Source organism: Corynebacterium glyciniphilum AJ 3170, from assembly GCF_000626675.1.
Taxonomy (GTDB): Bacteria; Actinomycetota; Actinomycetes; order Mycobacteriales; family Mycobacteriaceae; genus Corynebacterium; species Corynebacterium glyciniphilum.
On sequence record NZ_CP006842.1, the window covers coordinates 2,367,640 to 2,387,341 of the forward strand.

At 61.7% G+C, this 19,702-nt stretch carries 19 protein-coding genes; 7 read left to right on the forward strand and 12 right to left on the reverse strand.

What is annotated here, in order from left to right; translation table 11 throughout:
* The first annotated feature begins 8 nt into the window (after positions 1-8).
* The 4 genes from CGLY_RS11070 (at position 9) to CGLY_RS11085 (ending at position 3,704) form a co-directional block, all read left to right on the forward strand.
* The gene (locus CGLY_RS11070; RefSeq protein WP_038549413.1) at positions 9-791 is read left to right on the forward strand and encodes an IclR family transcriptional regulator; all 783 of its coding nucleotides are present in this window, start codon (positions 9-11) and stop codon (positions 789-791) included.
* Positions 792-998: 207 nt separating this feature from the next.
* Positions 999-2,078, forward strand: coding sequence for a cupin domain-containing protein (locus tag CGLY_RS11075; RefSeq protein WP_038552718.1), 1,080 nt, complete (start codon positions 999-1,001; stop codon positions 2,076-2,078).
* A gap of 4 nt (positions 2,079-2,082) precedes the next feature.
* Positions 2,083-2,940 carry a fumarylacetoacetate hydrolase family protein gene (locus CGLY_RS11080; protein WP_038549415.1) on the forward strand — a complete coding sequence of 286 codons (858 nt, stop codon included), beginning with the start codon at positions 2,083-2,085 and terminating at the stop codon, positions 2,938-2,940.
* Positions 2,937-3,704 (forward strand): maleylpyruvate isomerase family mycothiol-dependent enzyme, encoded by a 768-nt coding sequence (locus CGLY_RS11085; RefSeq protein ID WP_038549417.1) that lies wholly within the window; start codon positions 2,937-2,939, stop codon positions 3,702-3,704. The genes CGLY_RS11080 and CGLY_RS11085 overlap by 4 nt, the downstream gene beginning before the upstream one ends.
* 45 nt (positions 3,705-3,749) lie before the next feature.
* On the opposite strand, the gene CGLY_RS11090 is transcribed toward CGLY_RS11085, so the two are convergent.
* From CGLY_RS11090 to CGLY_RS11115, 6 genes are read right to left on the reverse strand one after another with little or no spacing between them, the layout of a single operon-like run.
* Positions 3,750-4,511, reverse strand: coding sequence for an alpha/beta fold hydrolase (locus CGLY_RS11090; protein ID WP_038549419.1), 762 nt, complete (start codon positions 4,509-4,511; stop codon positions 3,750-3,752).
* Positions 4,508-5,158 carry a CoA transferase subunit B gene (locus CGLY_RS11095; protein ID WP_038549421.1) on the reverse strand — a complete coding sequence of 217 codons (651 nt, stop codon included), beginning with the start codon at positions 5,156-5,158 and terminating at the stop codon, positions 4,508-4,510. Before CGLY_RS11095 ends, CGLY_RS11090 begins: the two co-directional genes overlap by 4 nt.
* The gene (locus tag CGLY_RS11100) at positions 5,155-5,880 is read right to left on the reverse strand and encodes a CoA transferase subunit A (RefSeq protein WP_038549423.1); all 726 of its coding nucleotides are present in this window, start codon (positions 5,878-5,880) and stop codon (positions 5,155-5,157) included. The genes CGLY_RS11095 and CGLY_RS11100 overlap by 4 nt, the downstream gene beginning before the upstream one ends.
* An 8-nt stretch (positions 5,881-5,888) precedes the next feature.
* Positions 5,889-7,115, reverse strand: coding sequence for a fumarylacetoacetate hydrolase family protein (locus tag CGLY_RS11105; protein ID WP_038549425.1), 1,227 nt, complete (start codon positions 7,113-7,115; stop codon positions 5,889-5,891).
* A gap of 36 nt (positions 7,116-7,151) precedes the next feature.
* On the reverse strand, positions 7,152-8,012 hold the full coding sequence (locus tag CGLY_RS11110; protein WP_038549426.1) for a hypothetical protein: 861 nt from the start codon (positions 8,010-8,012) through the stop codon (positions 7,152-7,154).
* Entirely contained in the window at positions 8,012-9,226 is a 1,215-nt protein-coding gene (locus CGLY_RS11115; protein ID WP_038549428.1) for a homogentisate 1,2-dioxygenase, read from the reverse strand. Before CGLY_RS11115 ends, CGLY_RS11110 begins: the two co-directional genes overlap by 1 nt.
* A 171-nt stretch (positions 9,227-9,397) precedes the next feature.
* On the opposite strand from CGLY_RS11115, the gene CGLY_RS11120 reads away from it, so the two are divergent.
* The 3 genes from CGLY_RS11120 (at position 9,398) to CGLY_RS11130 (ending at position 12,217) form a co-directional block, all read left to right on the forward strand.
* Positions 9,398-10,018 (forward strand): MarR family winged helix-turn-helix transcriptional regulator, encoded by a 621-nt coding sequence (locus CGLY_RS11120; RefSeq protein WP_144313674.1) that lies wholly within the window; start codon positions 9,398-9,400, stop codon positions 10,016-10,018.
* Between the two features lie 163 nt (positions 10,019-10,181).
* Entirely contained in the window at positions 10,182-11,618 is a 1,437-nt protein-coding gene (locus CGLY_RS11125) for a GntP family permease (RefSeq protein ID WP_038549430.1), read from the forward strand.
* 98 nt (positions 11,619-11,716) lie between these two features.
* Positions 11,717-12,217 carry a MarR family winged helix-turn-helix transcriptional regulator gene (locus tag CGLY_RS11130; RefSeq protein WP_038549432.1) on the forward strand — a complete coding sequence of 167 codons (501 nt, stop codon included), beginning with the start codon at positions 11,717-11,719 and terminating at the stop codon, positions 12,215-12,217.
* A gap of 16 nt (positions 12,218-12,233) precedes the next feature.
* On the opposite strand, the gene CGLY_RS11135 is transcribed toward CGLY_RS11130, so the two are convergent.
* The 6 genes from CGLY_RS11135 to CGLY_RS11160 form a co-directional block, all read right to left on the reverse strand.
* Positions 12,234-14,558, reverse strand: a complete 2,325-nt coding sequence (locus CGLY_RS11135) for a cytochrome P450/oxidoreductase (protein ID WP_081803890.1) — start codon at positions 14,556-14,558, stop codon at positions 12,234-12,236.
* A 210-nt stretch (positions 14,559-14,768) separates the two neighbouring features.
* Positions 14,769-16,115, reverse strand: coding sequence for an MFS transporter (locus CGLY_RS11140; RefSeq protein ID WP_038549433.1), 1,347 nt, complete (start codon positions 16,113-16,115; stop codon positions 14,769-14,771).
* Positions 16,112-17,575, reverse strand: coding sequence for an FAD-dependent oxidoreductase (locus tag CGLY_RS11145; protein WP_038549434.1), 1,464 nt, complete (start codon positions 17,573-17,575; stop codon positions 16,112-16,114). Before CGLY_RS11145 ends, CGLY_RS11140 begins: the two co-directional genes overlap by 4 nt.
* Positions 17,575-18,357 carry an SDR family NAD(P)-dependent oxidoreductase gene (locus tag CGLY_RS11150; protein ID WP_038549435.1) on the reverse strand — a complete coding sequence of 261 codons (783 nt, stop codon included), beginning with the start codon at positions 18,355-18,357 and terminating at the stop codon, positions 17,575-17,577. The genes CGLY_RS11145 and CGLY_RS11150 overlap by 1 nt, the downstream gene beginning before the upstream one ends.
* Positions 18,350-19,177, reverse strand: coding sequence for an SDR family NAD(P)-dependent oxidoreductase (locus CGLY_RS11155; RefSeq protein WP_081804063.1), 828 nt, complete (start codon positions 19,175-19,177; stop codon positions 18,350-18,352). The genes CGLY_RS11150 and CGLY_RS11155 overlap by 8 nt, the downstream gene beginning before the upstream one ends.
* An 8-nt stretch (positions 19,178-19,185) precedes the next feature.
* A complete protein-coding gene (locus CGLY_RS11160; protein WP_227590253.1) occupies positions 19,186-19,650 on the reverse strand; it encodes a nuclear transport factor 2 family protein in 465 nt (154 codons plus the stop codon).
* Between the last annotated feature and the right edge of the window lie 52 nt (positions 19,651-19,702).

The window sequence follows — 19,702 nt, forward strand, 5'->3', positions numbered from 1 at the left end:
ATGGTGCCGTGAAAGACACCGATACGCCCGCCACGACTCATGGAGCCCGCCCCCGAGACTTCATGACCTCAGTCGACACTGCACTCCAGCTGATCTTCCTCTTACGCGACAACGGCCTGGTCACGGTCACTTCCGCAGCGGTCCTCCTGGAGACAGCTCCGTCACGGATCCACCGCACCCTTCAGATGCTGGTCTACCGCGGCTTCGCCTCCCGAAACGCTTCGCACGGCTACCTTCCGGGCCCTGCACTCTTCGCTACCAGCCTGCCGCGGGGACGTGGGACGGTACTGGTTGAGGCCGTCGCACCGTACCTCGAAGCCATCGCCAGGGAGACGTCGGAGACATGTCACGTGGTGACCTTCTCCGGAGCAGACACCCATTTCCTGTTCAGCGTCGAAGGCAGCCACAGTGTCCGCTGCTCCGAACGCCGCGGCCAGGTAATTCCATCCATCCGCAATGCCGGTGGACTGGCCTACCTCGCCACACTGTCCGGATCCGAACTCCGCGCGCTCTACCCCTCCATGAATGAGGAAACCATGGAGGAACAGCGCCGGGAACTCCACCGATTCCGGCAACAGGGCTTCGCCGTAAATCGTGGCCGCTTCGAACCCGAGATCCGGGCGGTCTCCGTACTGCTGGTCAATGACATCGGAGACCCTCTGGGAGCGGTCAGCGTCGCCATCCCATCAGCTCGGTTCCCCAAGGTGGTTGAACATTGCGTCTCTGTACTGCTACGCCACGCCAGAGACCTCAACCGGGCCGTTGGGACAATCCGCAACGTCGACCGATGACAGCCCCACCCCCGCATTACGCATAGCGGAATTATGTTGGGTTCGTTAACAACAGTTTCTATGGTTCAGCTCATACCGGTAGGACTTCCGAAACCCCGGTTACTCACCCCGTCAGGAAACAGCTCCCAAGGAAGGACGGTCGCCGTGCCCACCCCCACCACAGACCACTCCGGGTCCCCGGGCCCGACAGTCGCAGTCAGTGACCCGATGAACACCGTCACTGACTCACCTGAACAACAGGCGAAACTCGACGAGATGTACGCGCAGATGAAAAAGCTGGACCTCATCCCTCTCTGGACGCAACGTGCAGACCTCATGCCTGACGTCCCCGACCCCGTCGCAACAGCACAAAAGTGGGACTGGCAACAACTTATCGAGGTCGCGCGTCGCGCTGGCGACCTCGTGCCGGTCGGACGCGGCGGTGAGCGCCGAGCGATCGCTCTCGCCAATTCCGCTCTCCACGGCAACGCCTTTATCGCGCCGACACTCTGGGCGGCGATTCAGTACCTCGGCCCCGGTGAAACTGCACCGGAGCACCGCCACTCGCAGAATGCCTTCCGGTTCGTCATCGAAGGCGAAGGTGTGTGGACGGTGGTCAACGGTGACCCGGTGGCCATGCGACGGGGAGACTTCCTCGTCACGGCCGGATGGAACTTTCATGGTCACCACAACGACTCCGGTAAACCGATGGCATGGCTGGACGGACTCGACATTCCGTTCCAGCAGCAGATGGACACCGCCTTCTTCGAAGAGGGGACGGAGAGGGTCACCGATGAATCCACCCCAGAGACCTCTCGCGGAGAACGGCTCTGGTGCCACCCCGGCCTGCGTCCCCTGGCCTTCCCTGGCACACAGACATCCTCCCCTATCCCGTGTTATCGATGGGAGCACACTGATGCCGCACTCACAGAGCAGCTGGCGCTCGAAGATGACGGATATTCAGGGACCGTGTCACCCGGCCACGCAGCCATTAGGTTCACTAATCCGACGACCGGTGGCGACGTGATGACCACACTCCGCGCTGAATTCCACCGACTGCGCGCTGGCGCGTCCACCACAGCCATCCACGAGGTCGGCAACCGTGTTTTCCAGGTTTTTGAGGGTAGTGGCACCGTCCTCGTTGAAAACGAGGAGTTCACCGTGTCCACCGGGGACGTGATCAACGTCCCCTCCTGGAAGCCATGGTCGGTCAGGACCGACGGTGGCATGGACATCTTCTCTTTCTCCGACGCCCCGATCTTCGAAGCACTCCACCTCTACAGGACTTATCAGCAGGAAGGTATCTAAGAACATGCGCCTCGCCACCATCCGTACCAACGGAACCACTGCCACCGTCCGTATCGACTCCATCGAGGACACAGCCGAAGATTCCGGCACCGTTGCTCACGGCACGACCATCCCCGGATACGACACTGTCGGCGATCTGCTCTGCGAGGAGACCTGGGAAGCCATCGCCTCCGATGCCGCAGGCGATCCCGTCGCCATCACAGAAGCCGACTTCGCTCCGGTTGTCCCCGCCCCGCGGAAAATCGTGTGCGTCGGCCTGAACTACGCCAACCACATCCGAGAGATGGGCCGTGACCTGCCTGCCAACCCGACCCTCTTCGTGAAGTACCCGGATGCTCTCGTCGGCCCTTACGACGACGTGAATGCTCCGCCCTACGCCAACAGCGAACTCGACTGGGAGGGAGAGCTTGCCGTGGTCATCGGGAAACAAGCCCGACGCGTGTCGGCCGCCGACGCTGAGAACCACATCGCCGGATATGCCGTGATGAACGACTACACGATGCGCGACTACCAGTACCGCACACTGCAGTGGCACCAGGGCAAATCCTTCGAGAAGACCACCGGATTCGGGCCGTGGCTGACGACAAAGGATTCATTCGCCTTCGGCGGTGAGCTGGCCACTTACCTCAACGGCGAAAAGGTACAATCCACTCCGACCGATGACCTCGTGTTCTCCCCGTCAGATCTCGTGGAGTACATCTCCCACATCTACCCACTGGATCCGGGCGACGTGATCGTCACCGGAACACCCGGTGGTGTCGGCCATGCCCGTGATCCCCACGTGTACATCGGGGACGGGGACACGGTCGAGGTGGTGGTCGAGGGCCTCGGGTCCGTCCGCAACACCACGGTGTTCGAATGACTGGCAGCTTCCACGACCTCCCCCTGGAACAGCGCCGCCTACTGGCTAACCGGGGGACGTCCCACTACAGCCGACACCTCTCGCTACTCTCCCCCGAGGAGTACGGAAGCGCGAGCGGGCTCGAAGGCTGGGACCGGGCACACCTCATCGCTCACGTCGCCTACAATGCTGCGGCATTGTGCAACCTCATGGAGTGGGCACAGACCGGCCTTGAACACCCGATGTACCCGTCCTCTACCGCCCGTGACGAAGAAATCGAAACAGGGGCTACCCTGATCCCTGACGCGTTACGGAATCTGCATGACCACACCGTTGCCCGGTTGCGTGTCGCCTGGGACGAAACATCAAAGGATGCCTGGGAACACGAGGTGAGGACTGCCCAGGGGCGAACGGTCCCTGCCTCGGAAACGCTCTGGATGCGTACCAGGGAGGTGTGGATCCATGCCGTCGATCTGAACGCTGGCGCCCGATTCTCCGATATTCCCGAAGTCATTCTTAGCACTCTGTTCGAGGAGATTCCTGCCAAATGGCGATCGACGGGTACGGGTGCAGACCTGGTACTGGTCAACGAGGATGACGGCACCCAGATCGAGGTAGGCGACGCCCCTGATTCTTTCTCTACCTCCGCTGACCAGCGACGTGTGGTCAGAGGAACGCTCGCTGGAATCGTCCGCTGGGCAGCAGGACGCGGCGGTGTCGCTGTTACCGCGACCAACGGTTCTGGAGAATCAACCTCAGTCCCCCAACCACCACGTTGGTTGTGAGAGCCGCAATTACGAACTACCCATCGGTCCGCTGACCCAACGACTCTACGTCACTGACCACCTAAGGAACTCTTCTATTCTCGCGCCGAGGTAGAGCGGCATCTCGTACATGGAATAGTGTCCGACGTTCGGAAGGACCTCCAGTTCGAGACCAGGATAGGTCACTCCGAAACTCGATCGCACGGCGTCAACGGTGACCGCTGGGTCCGTAGCCCCGACGAAAGCCTTCACGGGGAGGTCCCGGCTCCCGAGTTCCTCAAGAAAATCAGCGTCGGCCCACGCTCGGAAGTACCCACCGACAGCGGCATCGGCCGAGGCGTTCCGGGTCTCCTCCGCCAGTCCTCCGGTAAAGCGTGGAGACAGGCTATTGCCTGTCGTGATGTCGATAATCGTCTGCCGCGCACCGATATCGAACTCGGCGGACTCAAAAAGTGCCCGCTGTTCTGGAGGCATCGGAGTCCCTGCCGCACCGACCGGTGAAATCCCCACCATCGATTCGATCTCGCGAGAAGTATCCGCGAGCACCCGCTGCATAAACACACCACCCATCGAATGACCAAGCAGTGAGATTCTCGAGTGTGGAAGAGCCTCAAGCACCCCACAGATGTCCGACGAGACCTCGTCGACGGTGAATTCGCCGGACGTACCCTGCCGGCGCCCGTAGCCTCTGTAGTCGGGGAATACCCAGGTGAACTCGTCACCGTCCAGGTAGTTCTCCCATGGTCCCCAGTCTCCTGCATGACCGAACCATCCGTTCAGGCACACGACGGCGTGGTCACCTGTTCCACGTGTTCTTGTCGAGTTCACCGGTACTCCACTCCTGCCTCCACGCGGAAATCAGCCTCGGTCTTCGCCCGGACGTCGTCCACGCTCACTCCGGGTGCAAGCTCGGTGAGCACGAGCCCGTCCGGGGTGATGTCGAAGCAGGCGAGATCGGTGATGATCCTGTCCACCACCCCCAGGCCGGTCAGCGGCAACGAACATTCCCGGCGGATCTTCGGCGCCCCGTCCCGGGTGACGTGGGTGGTCATCACGACGACCCGTGGTGTACCGGCCACCAGGTCCATCGCCCCGCCCATCCCCTTGACCATGTGTCCGGGCACCATCCAGTTGGCGAGGTCACCGGTGTCAGTGACCTCCATCGCCCCGAGGACGGCGACCTTCACATGACCGCCACGGATCATGGCGAAACTCGTCGCCGAATCGAACACCGATGCGCCGGGGACCAGGGTCACGGTCTGTTTGCCGGCGTTGATCAGGTCAGCGTCCTCCTCGCCCTCCACCGGGAAGGGCCCCATACCGAGGATGCCGTTCTCGCTCTGCAAGGTGACGTGAACTCCCTCGGGCACGTGGTTAGCGACCAGAGTGGGCATTCCGATCCCGAGGTTGACGTAGTCGCCGTCACTGAGTTCACGAGCGGCTATCGCCGCCATCTCATCCCGTGTCCAGCTCATGCCGTAGCCTCACTTTCTTCACGGGAGCGCACGGTGCGCTTCTCGATCGGTTTCTCCCTGGGCGTTGCCTCGATGACCCGCTGAACGAACACACCCGGTGTCATCACCGTATCCGGCTGGATCGCACCCCGTTGCTCAAGGTGCTCGACCTCGGCAAGGGTGACGGCGCCAGACGCTGCACACAACGGGTTGAAGTTCTGTGCGGTCAAGCGGTAGACGAGGTTGCCGTCCACGTCCCCGTGGGCGGCATGGACCAGCGCGAGGTCAGCGACGATGCCGCGTTCCTGGACGTAGGTCCGTCCGTCAAACTCCGCGGACGGTTTCCCCTCCGCCACGAGTGTTCCCACGCCGGTGGCGGTGTAGAACGCAGGAATACCGGCCCCTCCGGCCCGGAGCCGTTCGGCCAACGTCCCCTGTGGGGTGAACTCGACCTCGAGTTCACCGGACAGGTAGAGCTCGGCGAACCGCTTGTTTTCTCCGACGTAGGAGGCTATGACCTTGTTCACCTGGTTGTTCTCCAGGAGAACGCCGAGTCCCTGACCGTCGACTCCCATGTTGTTGGAGACAATGGTGAGGTTTGTCGCCCCGGATTCACGTAGGCCGTCGATCAGGTCGAAAGGGTTGCCGGACAGGCCGAACCCTCCCACAGCGACAGTCATACCGTCGCGGGCGTACCTGGCGACGAGTTCCGCTGCCGTTGCCTCAGTTGTCTTCCGTGCCATCGGCGCTGTCACACCCCTGTCGCGGGACGGATCGTTCCGACGCACTCCCCGAAGTCGACGGTCTGGCCGTCGGCGCCGGGAGCGGTGGCACGCATCGTCACGGTCTGACCGTCCTGGAGGAAGACCATTTCCGTACCGTCCTGGAGCTTCAGCGGTTCCTTGCCTCCCCAGGACAACTCCATGAACGACCCACGGCTGTTCTTCTCAGGACCGGAGACCGTACCAGATCCGAACATGTCGCCAGGTCGCAGTGAACCGCCGTTGATCGTCATGTGAGCGAGCATCTGCGGCGCGGTCCAGTACATCCGTCGGTACTCCGGACGGGACACGACCTCGCCGTCGACCTCCACCTCGAGGTGGATGTCCAGGCCCCAGGGCCCGCCGGCGTCGGCACCGTCCTTCAGGTAGTCGGCGAGCTCGAACTCGCGTTCCGGAGTGTCGACACGGGCGCGTTGCAGGGCATCGAAGGGCACGACCCAGGTGCCCACCGACGACGCGAAAGACTTGCCGAGGTTCGGCCCCAGCGGAACATACTCGAAATTCTGGATGTCGCGGGCCGACCAGTCGTTGAAGAGGAAGGCACCGAAGATGTAGTCGGCCGCGTCCGCGACCGAGACTTCGGTACGTGCGGGGGCTCCGGCGCACACGAAGCCCATCTCCGCCTCGATGTCGAGGCGCTTCGACGGGCCGAAGTCGGGTGCGCTGTCGGGCACGGGGCGTAGTCCCTTAGGACGCACCACGTCCGTCCCGGAGATCACCACGGTGCCGGAGCGGCCATGGTAGCCGACAGGGAGGTGCTTCCAGTTCGGCTTCAGCGCCGCCTCGTTGGGCCGGAACATCTTGCCGATGTTGGTGGCGTGGTCCTCACTGGCGTAGTAGTCCACGTAGTCGGCGGGGGTGAACGCCAGGTTGTAGCTCACGTGGGAAGCATCGACACTCGACGCCTCCACGGCGGTGTCGCTGCCCTCGGCGGACATCATCTCGATGAGCCACGCCCGGAGGGGACGCCACACGTCAGGGCCGCCGGAGAGGACACCGTCGAGATTCGGGGCGGTCACCGCCTGCACCACCTCGGGGCCCAATCCACCGACGGCCTCGGCGAGCGCTGCGATGTCGATGATGCGGTCGCCCAGGCGTGTCGCAAGGTACGCCCGTCCGTCAACGGTGACCGAGGCGTACGGGAGATTCGCGGTACCGAAACCGTCGGTGGCGAACTTCTCTGCTGCAGTTGTCATGGGTTGTGGTCCTTTCAGAGGAGGTTTCTCGGCCGTTCAGCTGTGGGAGGATTCCGGCTCAGCGAGGCCGGCGAGGGCATCGTCATCGACACCGCCGAGTTCATTGAGCGTGGTCAGAGGTTCGAGGACGCTGCAGGCACCGAAACTGACAAAGCTCGACCGCCAGTCCCCGTCGGCCTGCACCACGCTGAGAAGATCCGGTCCGTCGTCGCTGCCGAGTAGGACTTCGGCACGATCCGACTCCCCCGCACGCAGGGCGACCACGGCAGCGGCGATGTTCAGGAAACCGAAATGATCGAGCACCTCGCCGTCCCCCTGCTCGGAGTACCGCAGTGCACGGTGGAGTCCGGCAGTGAGCTTGAATCGTAGGTTTGCGTCGACGGCGGTGTGCAGGACAGCGAGGAGTTCGGCCGAGCTAGGGTACAGCGACCGGCTGACGCCACCGGTCCGGAACTTCAGGCCGAGTCCGTTGTCCCGTATCCACCTCAGTCGGTCACTGTCGACCAGGGTGAACGGCAACTCGATCCAGACCGCAAGACCGTCACGGTCGGCGGCGAAAGCGGATGCGGCGGCGAGCTGCTCGTCCAGCGTGGTGTCGCCGTCCGAGTCCACCTTGAGTTCTACGGCGGCGACGCGGGTCGTGCGGGGCATGGTGTCCAGAAGTGCGGTGACGTCGCCGAGTCGCCCCGCGGGCACAACGACCGACACGTCGAAGGGCACGCCATCGGCAAGCCGCGACGCTTCAGCAACGTCTTTCAGAGGCAGGACGAGCGGTCCCGTGAAACGGGCCGCCGACAACCCCTGGTTCTCCAGGTGCTTGGCGACCGCGTCCGGCAGGGATGCCAGTCCCGGCGGGAAGACGGCAGCATCGTCAATGAAGGTCTCGAACACTCCCATCACTCCCCGAGCCAACGTCCGCCGGTCCACGAAGACCTGTAGGACAGATCATTTACTTCGAGTCCTGCCTCTCCAAGCTGGAGGGGCTGGAAGGTGTCGACCATGACAGCGAGTTCGTCGAAGTACTCCTTGCCGATGGACGCCTCAGCAGCCCCAGGCTGGGGTCCATGCGGGTGCCCACCGGGGTGCAGCGAAATCGACCCTTTGTTGATCCCGGACCCTTTCCGGGCCTCGTAATCGCCGTCCACGTAGAACATGACCTCATCAGAGTCAACGTTGGAGTGGTAGTACGGCACCGGGATAGCGTTCTCGGCGTAGTCGACCTTACGCGGAACGAAGTTGCACACCACGAAGTTGTGCCCCTCGAACACCTGGTGGGAGGGAGGCGGCTGGTGGACCTTACCCGTCAACGGCATGTAATCATTGATGTTGAAAACCCAAGGGTAGAGGCATCCATCCCACCCTATGACGTCGAAGGGATGCGTCGGCAGAACGTGAATCGACCCGCTGATCCCGGACGGGCCGCCACCGCGGTGCTTGATGTAAAGCTCGACATCTGTTTCAGATCCGTCGGCTAACTGGAGCTCCTGCGGACCACGAAGATCCCGCTCACAGTACGGCGAATGCTCGAGAAGCTGGCCATGCCGGGAGAGATAGCGCCGGGGCGGGCCGATGTGGCTGTTCGCTTCGATAAAGTACAGACGCGCGTCCTCACCGTCACGCAGCACCCAGCGGTGGATCGTGGCACGGGGGATGTTGATGTAGTCGCCTTCGGCAACCTCCAGCGGCCCGAACTGGGTCTCCACCAGTGCGGAGCCACGTTCGACGTAGACGAGCTCATCCCCCAGGCCACTCTTGTACAGAGGCGAGGTGGTGTTGACGTGCGCATAGCTCAAGCGGACATCGGAGTTGCCCATCACCAGTCGACGACCGCGGACAGCGTCCGCCCCGGTTCCGTTGGCTGCACCGTCAAGGTCGTGCAACTTCAGATGCAACGGGACCAACGGGTCATTGGGGGTCAAGGTGTGGTCAGGGAGATCCCAGGTACGCGCATCAACCATCGCCGAGGGGATACCGGTGTGGTAGAGCAACGACGAGTCGGAGGAGAACCCCTCTTCCCCCATGAGTTCCTCGTAGACCAGGTCGCCCTTGTCGTTCCGCAGTGCGGTGTGCCGGTGCTTCGGGAGGCTCCCGAGCTGTCGGTAGTAAGCCATGCTGTCCTCCTTAGGAAATGACTGTGGCAGCAAACGTACACGATATTGGTTAAGTTGTGAAGTACTTTCGACGAGAGATGCGCGCCGACCGCAGATCAATCACCCGTTACCGGAGTCACGGCTGGCAATTCACCGGGAAGGACATACCGAGGTCGCGATACTGTGGTGACCATGGCCGACCACGACAACGACAGGTCACGAGATGACACCTCCGACGCTGCGCACCAGATGCACCTGGCTGAGCCGACGGCAGCGACCGCCCGGCCCCGGTACGACGGTGGGCTGGATTACTGGAACTTCGTCGAGCACGTCCGTAGTCGGCTCGCGAACGAATCACCCAACTCGGACCATGCTGCGACAGCGGTGATCCTCGCTCTGGTCCGCGGGGCGACGACGTTCAGCAACACCATGGAGTCGACGATCCATCGCCCAGCAGGACGCAGTTGGGCCGGTTACCAGCTTCTTTACACCCTGTGGCTGGCGGGCGACATGTACCCTTCCGAAGCCGCGACCCTCACCGGGACCAGCCGGGCCGCAGTGTCCGGCCTGACCGCGAAAATGACCGAAGAGGGACTCCTCACGAAGATCCCAGCACCCGAGGATGGGCGAAGTCACCTACTCCACCTCACCGAACGCGGTGTCAAGGAGGCTCGTACCCTTTACGAGCGGCAGAACATCCAGGAGACCCGGTGGGCAGACGCCCTGACCCGGGAAGAGCGGTCGATCCTGCTGATCCTCATGGACAAACTGCTTAGCGGCACAGCGGCGAGCGAGGCGCGCCAGCGCCGCTGACACGACCGACGGCATGACAAGCCCTGGACGGAGCCGTCAACACATGTCGAGAAACTAGTTCACATATTGACTTGTTTCTGTGATGTGAATAACATCCGGCACTACGTTCCCCGCCCAACCTTCGGGTGAGGGCCCCGCCTCCTCCCCTGCAGAAGGGACCCCCATGGTTCTTGCATCAATCGGCGTCATTCTGGCGTTGCTCGTCCTCATCGTGTTGGCCTACCGTGGCCACTCCGTCATCGTCGCCGCACCGATCGCGGCCTTGATCGGAGTGCTGTTCTCCGGTGCTCCACTGATGGCGTCCTACACACAGATCTTCATGCCAGCAGCTGGCAACTTCATCGTCAACTTCTTCCCGCTTTTCCTCGTCGGGGCGATTTTCGGAACACTGATGTCGGCATCGGGATACGCCGACCATCTGGCACAGTGGATCTCGAGGTTGGTCGGCGCAAAAAAGGCGATTCTCGCCACGGCGATAGCCACTGCGCTGCTCACCTATGGCGGAATCTCGGCTTGGGTCATCGCATTCACGATTGTCCCGGTCGCCAACTCCTTGTTCAGAGAAGCGAATATCCCCCGCCGGCTGATGCCGGCCGCGATCGCACTCGGTATCTTCACCTTCGCTACTGCAGCTCTCCCCGGCAGCCCCCAGATTCATAATGCAATTCCAACAAGGTATTTCGGGACCACGACGTACGCTGCGCCCGTCTTCGGCATCATCGGCGCCATCGTCACCTTCGTTCTGGGCATGGCGTGGCTGGAGTACCGCACCCGCAAGCTTGTCGCCGCGGGGGAGGTCTACGAAGAACCCAGCCATCAGGAGACGACCGTCGCGACAACCATGACGACCACGAGCACGTCCACCAGCTCCCCATCCCGGTGGCCGGACCGGGCGACAACGTTGCTCGGTCTTCGTGGACTTCTTCCGATCCTCATCGTCGTCGGGATGAATCTTCTGTTCGTCTACGTGCTGTCCAAGAAGATGGACTTCGCCTACCTGGCGGAGGACAAGTTCGGCAACACCGACATCGGTGCGGTCATGGGCACCTGGTCCGTCGTCATCGCGATGGCCACTGCCATCCTGGCGATCTTCCTGATGAAACCCGGCATGTTCTCCACGTACATCAAAGGTCTTTCCGACGGCGCGAAGAACGCTGTCGTTCCTGCCTTCACCACTGCGTCGGAGGTAGGTTTTGGTGCAGTCATCGCCTCACTGGCGGTTTTCGCGGCGCTGCAGAACAGCATCTTCGATGTCAGCAACAACCCGGTCGTGATCGGCGCTGTCGCCACTGCCGTGATCTCAGGATTGACCGGTTCATCGTCCGGCGGTCTCACCATCACTCTCGAGACATTCGGCGACCAGCTGGCGCAAATGGCGACCGACCAAGGCATCAGTCTGGAGCTCCTCCATCGGGTAATCGCCATGGCCTCGGTTAGTTTCGACTCTCTCCCCCACAATGGTGCCATCGTGACCCTACTTCTGGTCTGCGGGCTCACTCACCGTCAGTCCTACAAGGATGTCGGCATGGTCACCATCGTTCCCCCGCTGATTGGCGTTCTTGTGGTGATGGGGCTCGGTGCAGTGTTCCCCACGATCTGACCCCAACTCCGATCAGCGAGATCCTCCCACTGCCACGTCAGTCCCGCACGGTTCACCCGTGTGGGTTTCTCGTCGTTTCCGCCGCTAGAATCACCCCTATGCCCCGAGAGAGTTTCACCACCGGCCCCGAGTACTGGACTTTCATGGACCGGGCGCGGGAGAAGCTCGACGAACGCGATATGCCGTCAACCCGGATGCTCCTCGCGCTCAACCGCTCCTCAGAGGTCGTCAAGAACACCCTGGAATCCCAGGTGCACAAGAAATACGGATTGACGTGGCAGGGATTCAAGTTTCTGTTCGTACTCTGGGTGACCGGTGAACTCGAACCGCACCGTACTGCGGAACTGACCTACCTCCGGCGCGCTACGGTGTCCTCGTTGGCGAATGCATTAGAGGGGAGGTTGCTCATCACAAAACGCCCGTCGGATTCCGACGGACGTTCGGTGATACTCGCTATCACGGGGGCAGGTGCGGAACTCATCGAAAACGTGCTCCGGGAACAACAGGATAAACTGTCGCAGTGGGCGTCACCGCTGACGGCCACCGAACAGCAGATCCTCGTCCTGCTTCTAGAGAAACTCCTGTCCGGACAGCGCTGACGCCACGATCTCGTCGTCACAGGTCAAGGGTCAGCGGCTTCCCCGCACATGACCGTGACACACACGGCATGATGACCGCACCCGACTGCTTCTCCCGCACCGAGAGAACGTCATCACGATGGTCGATGTCGTCCGGAGTTTCTCCCGTAACCCCCAGAACGCATGTCCCACAGAGTCCTTCACGACAGTCTGCGTCGACATCGAAACCCGATGTCTCGAGTACCTCAAGAAGTGTTTGTTCCTTCGGCACTGTCAGCACCTTGGCGGTGGAGTTGATCGTGACCTCGAACGGTTCGTTCAGAGAGACGTCCACCGAGGAGGTTGATTGGAATGATTCCCGGGTGACAGTTCCCTCCGGCCATGAGGAGAAGACATCCAGCACCGCGGCCGTCAGGCGGTCCGGGCCGCAGGTGCACACCTGCGTTCCCTCACGGAACTCCTCGACGATCCCCGGAAGGTGCAGTCTGGTTCCTTCATCGGAAACGTGGAGAACAAGATGCTCCCCGTGGTCGGTGCGGAGTCGGTCGAGGTAAGCAAGCTTCTCCCTGGTCGGTCCACAGTAGTGGATGGTGTAGTCGATCCCCCGGGACTTCGCATCATCGGCGAGCGCAAGAATCGGGGTGATACCGATACCACCGGCAATCAGAATCCGGCGGTCCACGTCGACGTCGACCACAAAGTTCTGTCGTGGGCCACGGATACGAACAGTCGCCCCTTCGGCGACATTCTCGTGGATCCATCGCGAGCCACCACGCCCATCCGGTTCGAGGGCGACCGCTATCTCCCAGGCTTCGGAGGAACTCCCACACAACGAATAGCGCCGGCTGACATCCCCGGCATCGATCTCGACATGGGCCCCAGGTTGCCAGCTGGGAAGCGTGCCGCCGTCTGGGACCAGGCTTATGCCGACGATGTGCGCGGTGAGCTGCCGTACCTCCTTGACGAACATGGTCCGGGTCCGCAGCTCCTTGCTAGGCCCGTTGAAGACAATGTCCGGCAACTCCGGAGTTGTCCCCGTCGTGTCCTCCTTCCCGGTGTCCGCGTCCCATTGGACCCACAGGTGCTCAGGCCCGCGGAAGGAGGTATTCGGAACAAACTCAAACTCCTGATCCACCAATCTCATGGAGGGGAATCTGCTGGTAAGTTCCTGGAGAATCACCTGAAGCTCCAGGCGGGCCAGATTCTTCCCGAGACACTGATGACTGCCGAACCCGAACGTGAGATGATCAGTGGAGTTGTCCCGGTAGAGGTCGATGGTATCCGGGTCGCTGAAATGCCGGGGGTCACGATTTGCCGCTGCTGAGACGATGAGCAACCGCTCCCCCTCATCCAGCCTCTGCCCGCCCAACACTGTTGGTTTCGTGGTGATTCTTCTCCAGGCAGCAACACCGCCACTGAGTCGGAGGCATTCCTCAATCGCATTGGGAATCAACTCTGGTTTCCGGACGAGCTCGTCCCACACCGAGCGATTCTCCAGCAGAAGCTTGATGGCGTTGGACGCAGAGTGAGCGGTAGTCTCGTGGGCCGCGACGATACCCGCCATCATGATGGAGTGAAGATAAGAGTCCGTCACGACCTCGGGTTGTTCCTTCTGAGCCCGGATACTGTACGGCATCCACCCTGGTGCTTCGGGAGTCTCCCGTAGTTCGGCCAGGATGTCACCGGCAAGATTCCAGAAGTTTCCGACGTTCTCGGCGATGTCCTTCTGCTGCTCTGGACTCGGCCGTCCCCAGGTATTCACCGTGTGTGCCACGGAGTACCGACGCAACATGTCCATGTCATGTTCCGGCACCCCAAGGAAGTGGAAGGCCACGGTCAGCGGGACCTCCCACAGAAGATTATTGACCAGGTCGGCACGTCCCTTGTCGGCGAACCTGTCAATGTAATCAGTGACAAGTTCGCGGACCATCGCCTCCTCGCCCTTGAGATGGGCGACGTCGAAAGGCCCAGCCAAGGCCCGACGTCGTGCAGTGTGCGCTGGTTCGTCCTCGTTCACCAGTGTCCGACGCATCCCATAGCCTTTAGCTTCCAGGATCGCCTGCGCCTCGGGAGTGGCCGGGGTCAGCTTCTCCAGTGCGACGGACGCTGAGTAGGTGGATTGGTCACGGAAAACCTCCTGCACATCTTCGAACCGGGTGACCACCCAGTACCCGAGCTTCTCCGAGTAGAAGATCGGTTCGTTCTCTCTGGCCCACGCGCACGCTTCGCCGGGGTTCAGCTGGTAGTCCATCTCGAAGGGGTCAAAGTCCTTCGACGCGGAGCCCGAGTGGTACGGGCACTTCGAGATATCAGGGTTGGGCTGGGCTGTGGTGTCGTGGGTGCCTGTTGCACTCGGAACCATGACGCGGATCTCCTCTCATCGTTACCCCGGGGCACCGACGCCTCTAGCCGGGTCTTCACGAGGTAAGAGCAAGGGTAATCCAGATCACACAATATAGTCAACATATGTACTATATTTTCCAGGATCGAGCAGCTTGTAAGCCCATATCCCCCCGCATTACGGCGCTATGACACAAGAATTATGATACTTGTGTTTATCACTTTTCACTGATCAGTCAGCTCGCAGAACGATCCCTCGGCTTTCCTTCACGAAGAAGACAGCCCCCAGGCTCAGGAGCGCCGTGAAGACGAAATAGGCCGCGGGCGCCAGGGTGCTCCCACTGACATCGATCAACCATGTCGCGATGAATGGCGCCGTCCCACCGAGGAGGGTGTTGCTGACATTGTTGCCCAAGGCAAGGCCGCTGTAGCGTACCGATGCCCGAAGCATCTCCACGTAGGTCACATAGGAACAGCCGTTCACGACCGACACAGCGATGAACAGCACCATCTGCCCCAGGAATGCCTGCCACACGCTCCCGTTGGACATTAAGATGAAGCAGGGGAACCCGAGCAGGACCGCCGCGATGGTCCCGGTGAAGAGGATCGGCTTACGCCCGTACCGATCCCCGAGGTAGCCCGAGATCGGTAAGGTGGCCACCCCGGCGATGAGCGCCACCGATGTCGAGAGGAACGCGACCGTCGGTGAATGACCGCCAGCTGTCTGCAGATAGGTCGCGGCATAAACCGAAGCGATGTAGTACCCGCCGGTAATGACCGCTCCGAGGAAGATGATGACGATGACTTCTCGCCATGAGGTGGACAGCAGTTTGGCGATCGGGATCGCCTCTGTCTCCCCCTCCTTCTTCAGTTCCTTGAACTGTGGGGTCTCATCAAGATGATTCCGGATCCAGATACCTATGACGCCCATAACCACACTCAATAAGAACGGAATACGCCAGGCCCACGAGAGCACGGTTTCCGGATCGAACATCGAGTTCACGGCCAGTGCGACGAGCGAGGCCAGCAACGATCCCAAATACGTTCCGGAATTGACCAACGATGTCTGCAGAGCTCGGTGCTTGGGTGGTGCCTGTTCAGAGACAAAGGCGTTCGCACCGCCTAACTCACCCCCGGCAGCAAAGCCCTGGAGGCACCGGCAGAGGACCAGGATGATCGTGGCCCACACACCGATGGTGACGTAGGTCGGAATCAGCCCCATGACGAAGGTGGCGATCACCATCAGGAAGATAGTCCACGTCAGCGCCTTCTTCCGTCCGTATTTGTCTCCGATATGGCCGAAGTAGATTCCACCCGGCACCCGGAGGAAGAAGGCCACCGCGAAGGCGGCAAATGTGCCCAGCAGCGCCGCGGTGTCATCGTGGGACACGAAAAACAGGGCGGCGATCGCCGTTGCCATGTAGCCGTAGATTCCGAAGTCGTAGTACTCCAGGACGGTGCCGACAATCGCACCGCGAACTACTTTCGCTGTGGACTGAGTCGGTGCAGGGGCATGGTGCTCCCGTCCGGGATCCGCGCCCCGGGGGCCACGAACGGTTTCGTTGTTGTTGAGAGTCATGTCGTCTCCTCAGTGAGTGACTCAGTAGATGCTCCGCGGCCGGATCCCCGGTGCTCGGCGGCGCTGTGTCCTGCGGTCCGTCCCATAGTGATCGCGTTGGCTACGGCGTTCCCCCCGCCGACATACGTCGACCCGAGGACCCCTCCACCGGCTTCCCCGGCAGCGAAGAGTCCGGGGACGGGCCGCCCGTAGCGGTCGATCACTCTGGCTCGTGCATCGATCTCCGGGGCCGCGTGCGTGCACACCAGTTCCGCCGGGAGATACCTCGCGGCATAGTACGGAGGGGTGTCTAGGGGAGCGATCGGCTCCGACGCGCCTTTGGCAGCCAGAGAATCGGTCCGCAGAAAGACAGGGTCCTCGCCGGCAGGAAGCTCCTCATTCCAGGCTGCGACCGTGTATTCCAGTGCTTCGGCCGGGACGGTCATCTTCTCGGCTAGTTCGGCGAGACTGTCGGCGCACAGCAGGCGACCTGCTGCAACCTCTGCCAGGATGTTGTCGGCGTTCCAGTCGACGTACCCGCCCGGCAGTGATTCTCTCGCCGTCTCGTCGAATATCATCCAGGTTGAACCACCCTGACGGTCGATGAGCCCTGGTGACACAGCGTATGAGGCGTCCTCGTTCATGAACCGTCTCCCCGCACTGTTGACGTGGATCCGTGAACGAGGCGGGAATCCCGCCTCCCAATGGTGCCGGGACTGGAAATAGGCCGTGGGGAGCATCAGCCCGTAGCCCTCGCCCGCTACCGCAGCACCGACCTGCTCACCGAAAGACAGATGGTCACCCCGGCTTCCCGGACCAGCGGCCACGAACAGTGACTCTGCAGCTCGCAAGGCGTAGGGATAGTATTTTTCGAGTAGACCCCGATCACGGGCAAACCCTCCGCTGGCGATGACAACCGCAGAGCAGTGGATTTCCTCGTCATCGACCACCACGCCTCTAACGCCGTGAGGGTCAGAGAGCAGTGACTGAACGCGGGTGTTCAACACGATGTCCACCCCGGCCGAGCGCGCAGCCCGTTCCAGCACCTGGACCAGGCCGTATCCCTGGCCGTTCGGCACATGTCCCCGCCACAGGTCCTCGACGCCCGCCTGGCACAGCCCGGGCATGTGGGCATTGGTGGATTCGTGGGCCGGGACCTCGACACCGAGAGAGATGAGCCACTCCAGCGCCGGGCCTGCACTCTCGCAAAAGGCTCGGATCAACCCCGGTTTGAGCAACCACCGGTTAAGGTCCATATAGTGCTGAAAGAACTTCTCCGGTGAATCCTCCACGCCGAGCTCAGCCTGCACACTTGTACCGGCGGCGGTAAATAGACCTGCCGAGAGCTGCGTTGACCCTCCGAGAGTCTCCTCCGCTTCAAAAAGGAGGACTGATGCACCTCGTTCGGTCGCGGAGACCGCTGCGGACAACCCTGCACCACCTCCGCCGATGATGATGACATCCCATGTCTGATCATCCATCAGAACGTCCCTCCTGATTCATTGGTGATCCGGTGGTACAGGCCATTGGATGTCAGACCACCGTCAATGGCGATCTCCGCACCGGTGATGTAGCCGGACGACCCCGACAACAGGTATGCGACCACGTCACTGACCTCGTCCAGAGTGGCCATCCGCCCCCAGGGCACACTGCCGAGTGACGCGTCGACAAAGGCCCCTGAGTCTGCCAACAACTGTGTGCCGACCAGACCCGGGTGGATCGAGTTCACCCTGATTCCCCCCGCGGCGAATTCGCCGGCCGCAGACTTCGACAGGCCTCTCAAACCCCATTTGCTAGCCGCGTACGCCGGAGAGAAGTAGCCGACCAGACCCGCGATGGACGACACGTTAACAATTGATCCACCGCCGGCCTCCGACAACAGGTCATGCGCTGCTTTCATCCCGTAAAAAGGTCCGGCCAGGTTGACACGCAGTGTCTGCTCCCAGATATCGTCCGGGGTATCGAGGAAACTGAGCCTGCGGCTGATACCCGCGTTGTTCACCAATCCGTCCAGCCTGCCCAGGTCACTACGTATGGCGTCAATTACCGAGCGCCATGCCCCGGGGGAGCCCACGTCAAGTTCGTACCCGCTCGCCCGGCCGCCGGACCCGGTGATGGAGTCGACGACCTCCGCTGTGTCTGTGATGTCCGCGGCACAAACATGCCATCCGTCGGCGGCGAGGCGCTCAGCATGATGGGCACCCATACCGTTGGCGGCCCCGGTGACGAGCACTGTGCGTACTGTTGTCGCGTCGTCAGACATGACGGGACCCTCCATCCACGGCGATCGAGTGCCCCGTGATGTACCGGGCACTGTCAGACAGCAGGAACAGCAACGGGCTGGCGACTTCCTCCGCCGATCCGAGGCGGTGCAAAGGAACACTGGTGAGCGCATTAGCCAATGCCTCGGGGTCCTCCCTCACCCACAGGGTCATAGCCGTGTCGATATACCCCGGAGCAATCGAGTTGACCCGGATCCCTTTATCGCCTAGTTCAACCGCCATCGACTCGGTGAGGTGCGCGACCGCTGCCTTGGACGTGCAGTATGCACTCCTGCCGCGACGCACACGGAGTGCAGAGACCGAGGACATATTCACGATCGCCGCACCCTTCCCCATGTGGCGGGCTGCCGCCTGTGCCCCGAACAACACTCCTTTGACGTTGACGTCCAGGACCGCGGAGATCTGCTCATCATCAACATTCTCCAACTCTGCGAAAGGAAAAATACCCGCGTTATTCACCCAGTAGTCAAGGCCACCGAACGAGGACACCGCTGCGTCCGCTAGGTCATCGAGCTGTTCCCTGACTGTCACGTCCACCGGATGAGCAACAGCCCTGGCAGAAAGCCCCACCTCAGAGGCTTCCGCGTTAATCGTGTCGATCGTCTCGGCCAACTGATCCCGGTTGAGATCAGCTGCGAATACGTTCACCCCTTGAGCGACCAGACGACGAACAAACACCGCCCCCATGCCCCGGGCCCCACCTGTCACGACCGCGATCTTGCCCTTCATCTCGGGATAGTCGACCGCCGCGGGCGCCGACTGTGTTGCCGTGGGTATCCCGAATTCTCCGTAGGTATCCATGCCACTCCTCATTGTTTGCGATTCCTGTCGTTGCCGTCCCCGCGTCCCGCCGTTGTGCCGGCATCGACACGTACTGTCCGTCTCGCAATATCGACCTGTTCCCCGACTACGCGGAGTTCGTCTTCCACCGTCGTGACCCTGACGATGGTGGGTATCCCGTCAGGACCCGTGGCAACGATGCTCAGATACGCTCTGGCGCACCACCTCCCGTCGTCCTTCCGGAACACCATCGGGTTGGTGACGACGTGGCGTTGAAGGGGCCCCGCCGCTCGTGAATCCGTATATATCCGACGAGCGAAGGTCTCAAGTGCCTCCCTCCCACTCACAGGGTCGGGATAACTAGGCGAGACAAAGAGGCCGTCCGGCGCAAAAGTCCTGGCCCATGCCGAGGCATCGCCCTCGTCGATGGCAAAACTCTGTCTGCCGTAGAGCTGCCCGACCTTGGAAAACATCCTCTCGATCGTGTCAATCACCCGTGCTCCTTCCAGAAATCCAGATCGTCGATCGGCTTGGTAGCCGTATCAG

What these genes read in the sequence shown, in the direction of transcription:
- CGLY_RS11130 (WP_038549432.1), top strand. Translation starts at nt 11,717, where the DNA reads ATGCCCCGAGAGAGTTTCACCACCGGCCCCGAGTACTGGACTTTCATG.
- CGLY_RS11120 (WP_144313674.1), top strand. Translation starts at nt 9,398, where the DNA reads ATGGCCGACCACGACAACGACAGGTCACGAGATGACACCTCCGACGCT.
- CGLY_RS11110 (WP_038549426.1), bottom strand. Translation starts at nt 8,012, where the DNA reads ATGGGAGTGTTCGAGACCTTCATTGACGATGCTGCCGTCTTCCCGCCG.
- CGLY_RS11085 (WP_038549417.1), top strand. Translation starts at nt 2,937, where the DNA reads ATGACTGGCAGCTTCCACGACCTCCCCCTGGAACAGCGCCGCCTACTG.
- CGLY_RS11075 (WP_038552718.1), top strand. Translation starts at nt 999, where the DNA reads ATGAACACCGTCACTGACTCACCTGAACAACAGGCGAAACTCGACGAG.
- CGLY_RS11145 (WP_038549434.1), bottom strand. Translation starts at nt 17,575, where the DNA reads ATGGATGATCAGACATGGGATGTCATCATCATCGGCGGAGGTGGTGCA.
- CGLY_RS11135 (WP_081803890.1), bottom strand. Translation starts at nt 14,558, where the DNA reads ATGGTTCCGAGTGCAACAGGCACCCACGACACCACAGCCCAGCCCAAC.
- CGLY_RS11115 (WP_038549428.1), bottom strand. Translation starts at nt 9,226, where the DNA reads ATGGCTTACTACCGACAGCTCGGGAGCCTCCCGAAGCACCGGCACACC.
- CGLY_RS11095 (WP_038549421.1), bottom strand. Translation starts at nt 5,158, where the DNA reads ATGAGCTGGACACGGGATGAGATGGCGGCGATAGCCGCTCGTGAACTC.
- CGLY_RS11140 (WP_038549433.1), bottom strand. Translation starts at nt 16,115, where the DNA reads ATGACTCTCAACAACAACGAAACCGTTCGTGGCCCCCGGGGCGCGGAT.
- CGLY_RS11125 (WP_038549430.1), top strand. Translation starts at nt 10,182, where the DNA reads ATGGTTCTTGCATCAATCGGCGTCATTCTGGCGTTGCTCGTCCTCATC.
- CGLY_RS11080 (WP_038549415.1), top strand. Translation starts at nt 2,083, where the DNA reads ATGCGCCTCGCCACCATCCGTACCAACGGAACCACTGCCACCGTCCGT.
- CGLY_RS11155 (WP_081804063.1), bottom strand. Translation starts at nt 19,177, where the DNA reads ATGGATACCTACGGAGAATTCGGGATACCCACGGCAACACAGTCGGCG.
- CGLY_RS11150 (WP_038549435.1), bottom strand. Translation starts at nt 18,357, where the DNA reads ATGTCTGACGACGCGACAACAGTACGCACAGTGCTCGTCACCGGGGCC.
- CGLY_RS11105 (WP_038549425.1), bottom strand. Translation starts at nt 7,115, where the DNA reads ATGACAACTGCAGCAGAGAAGTTCGCCACCGACGGTTTCGGTACCGCG.
- CGLY_RS11100 (WP_038549423.1), bottom strand. Translation starts at nt 5,880, where the DNA reads ATGGCACGGAAGACAACTGAGGCAACGGCAGCGGAACTCGTCGCCAGG.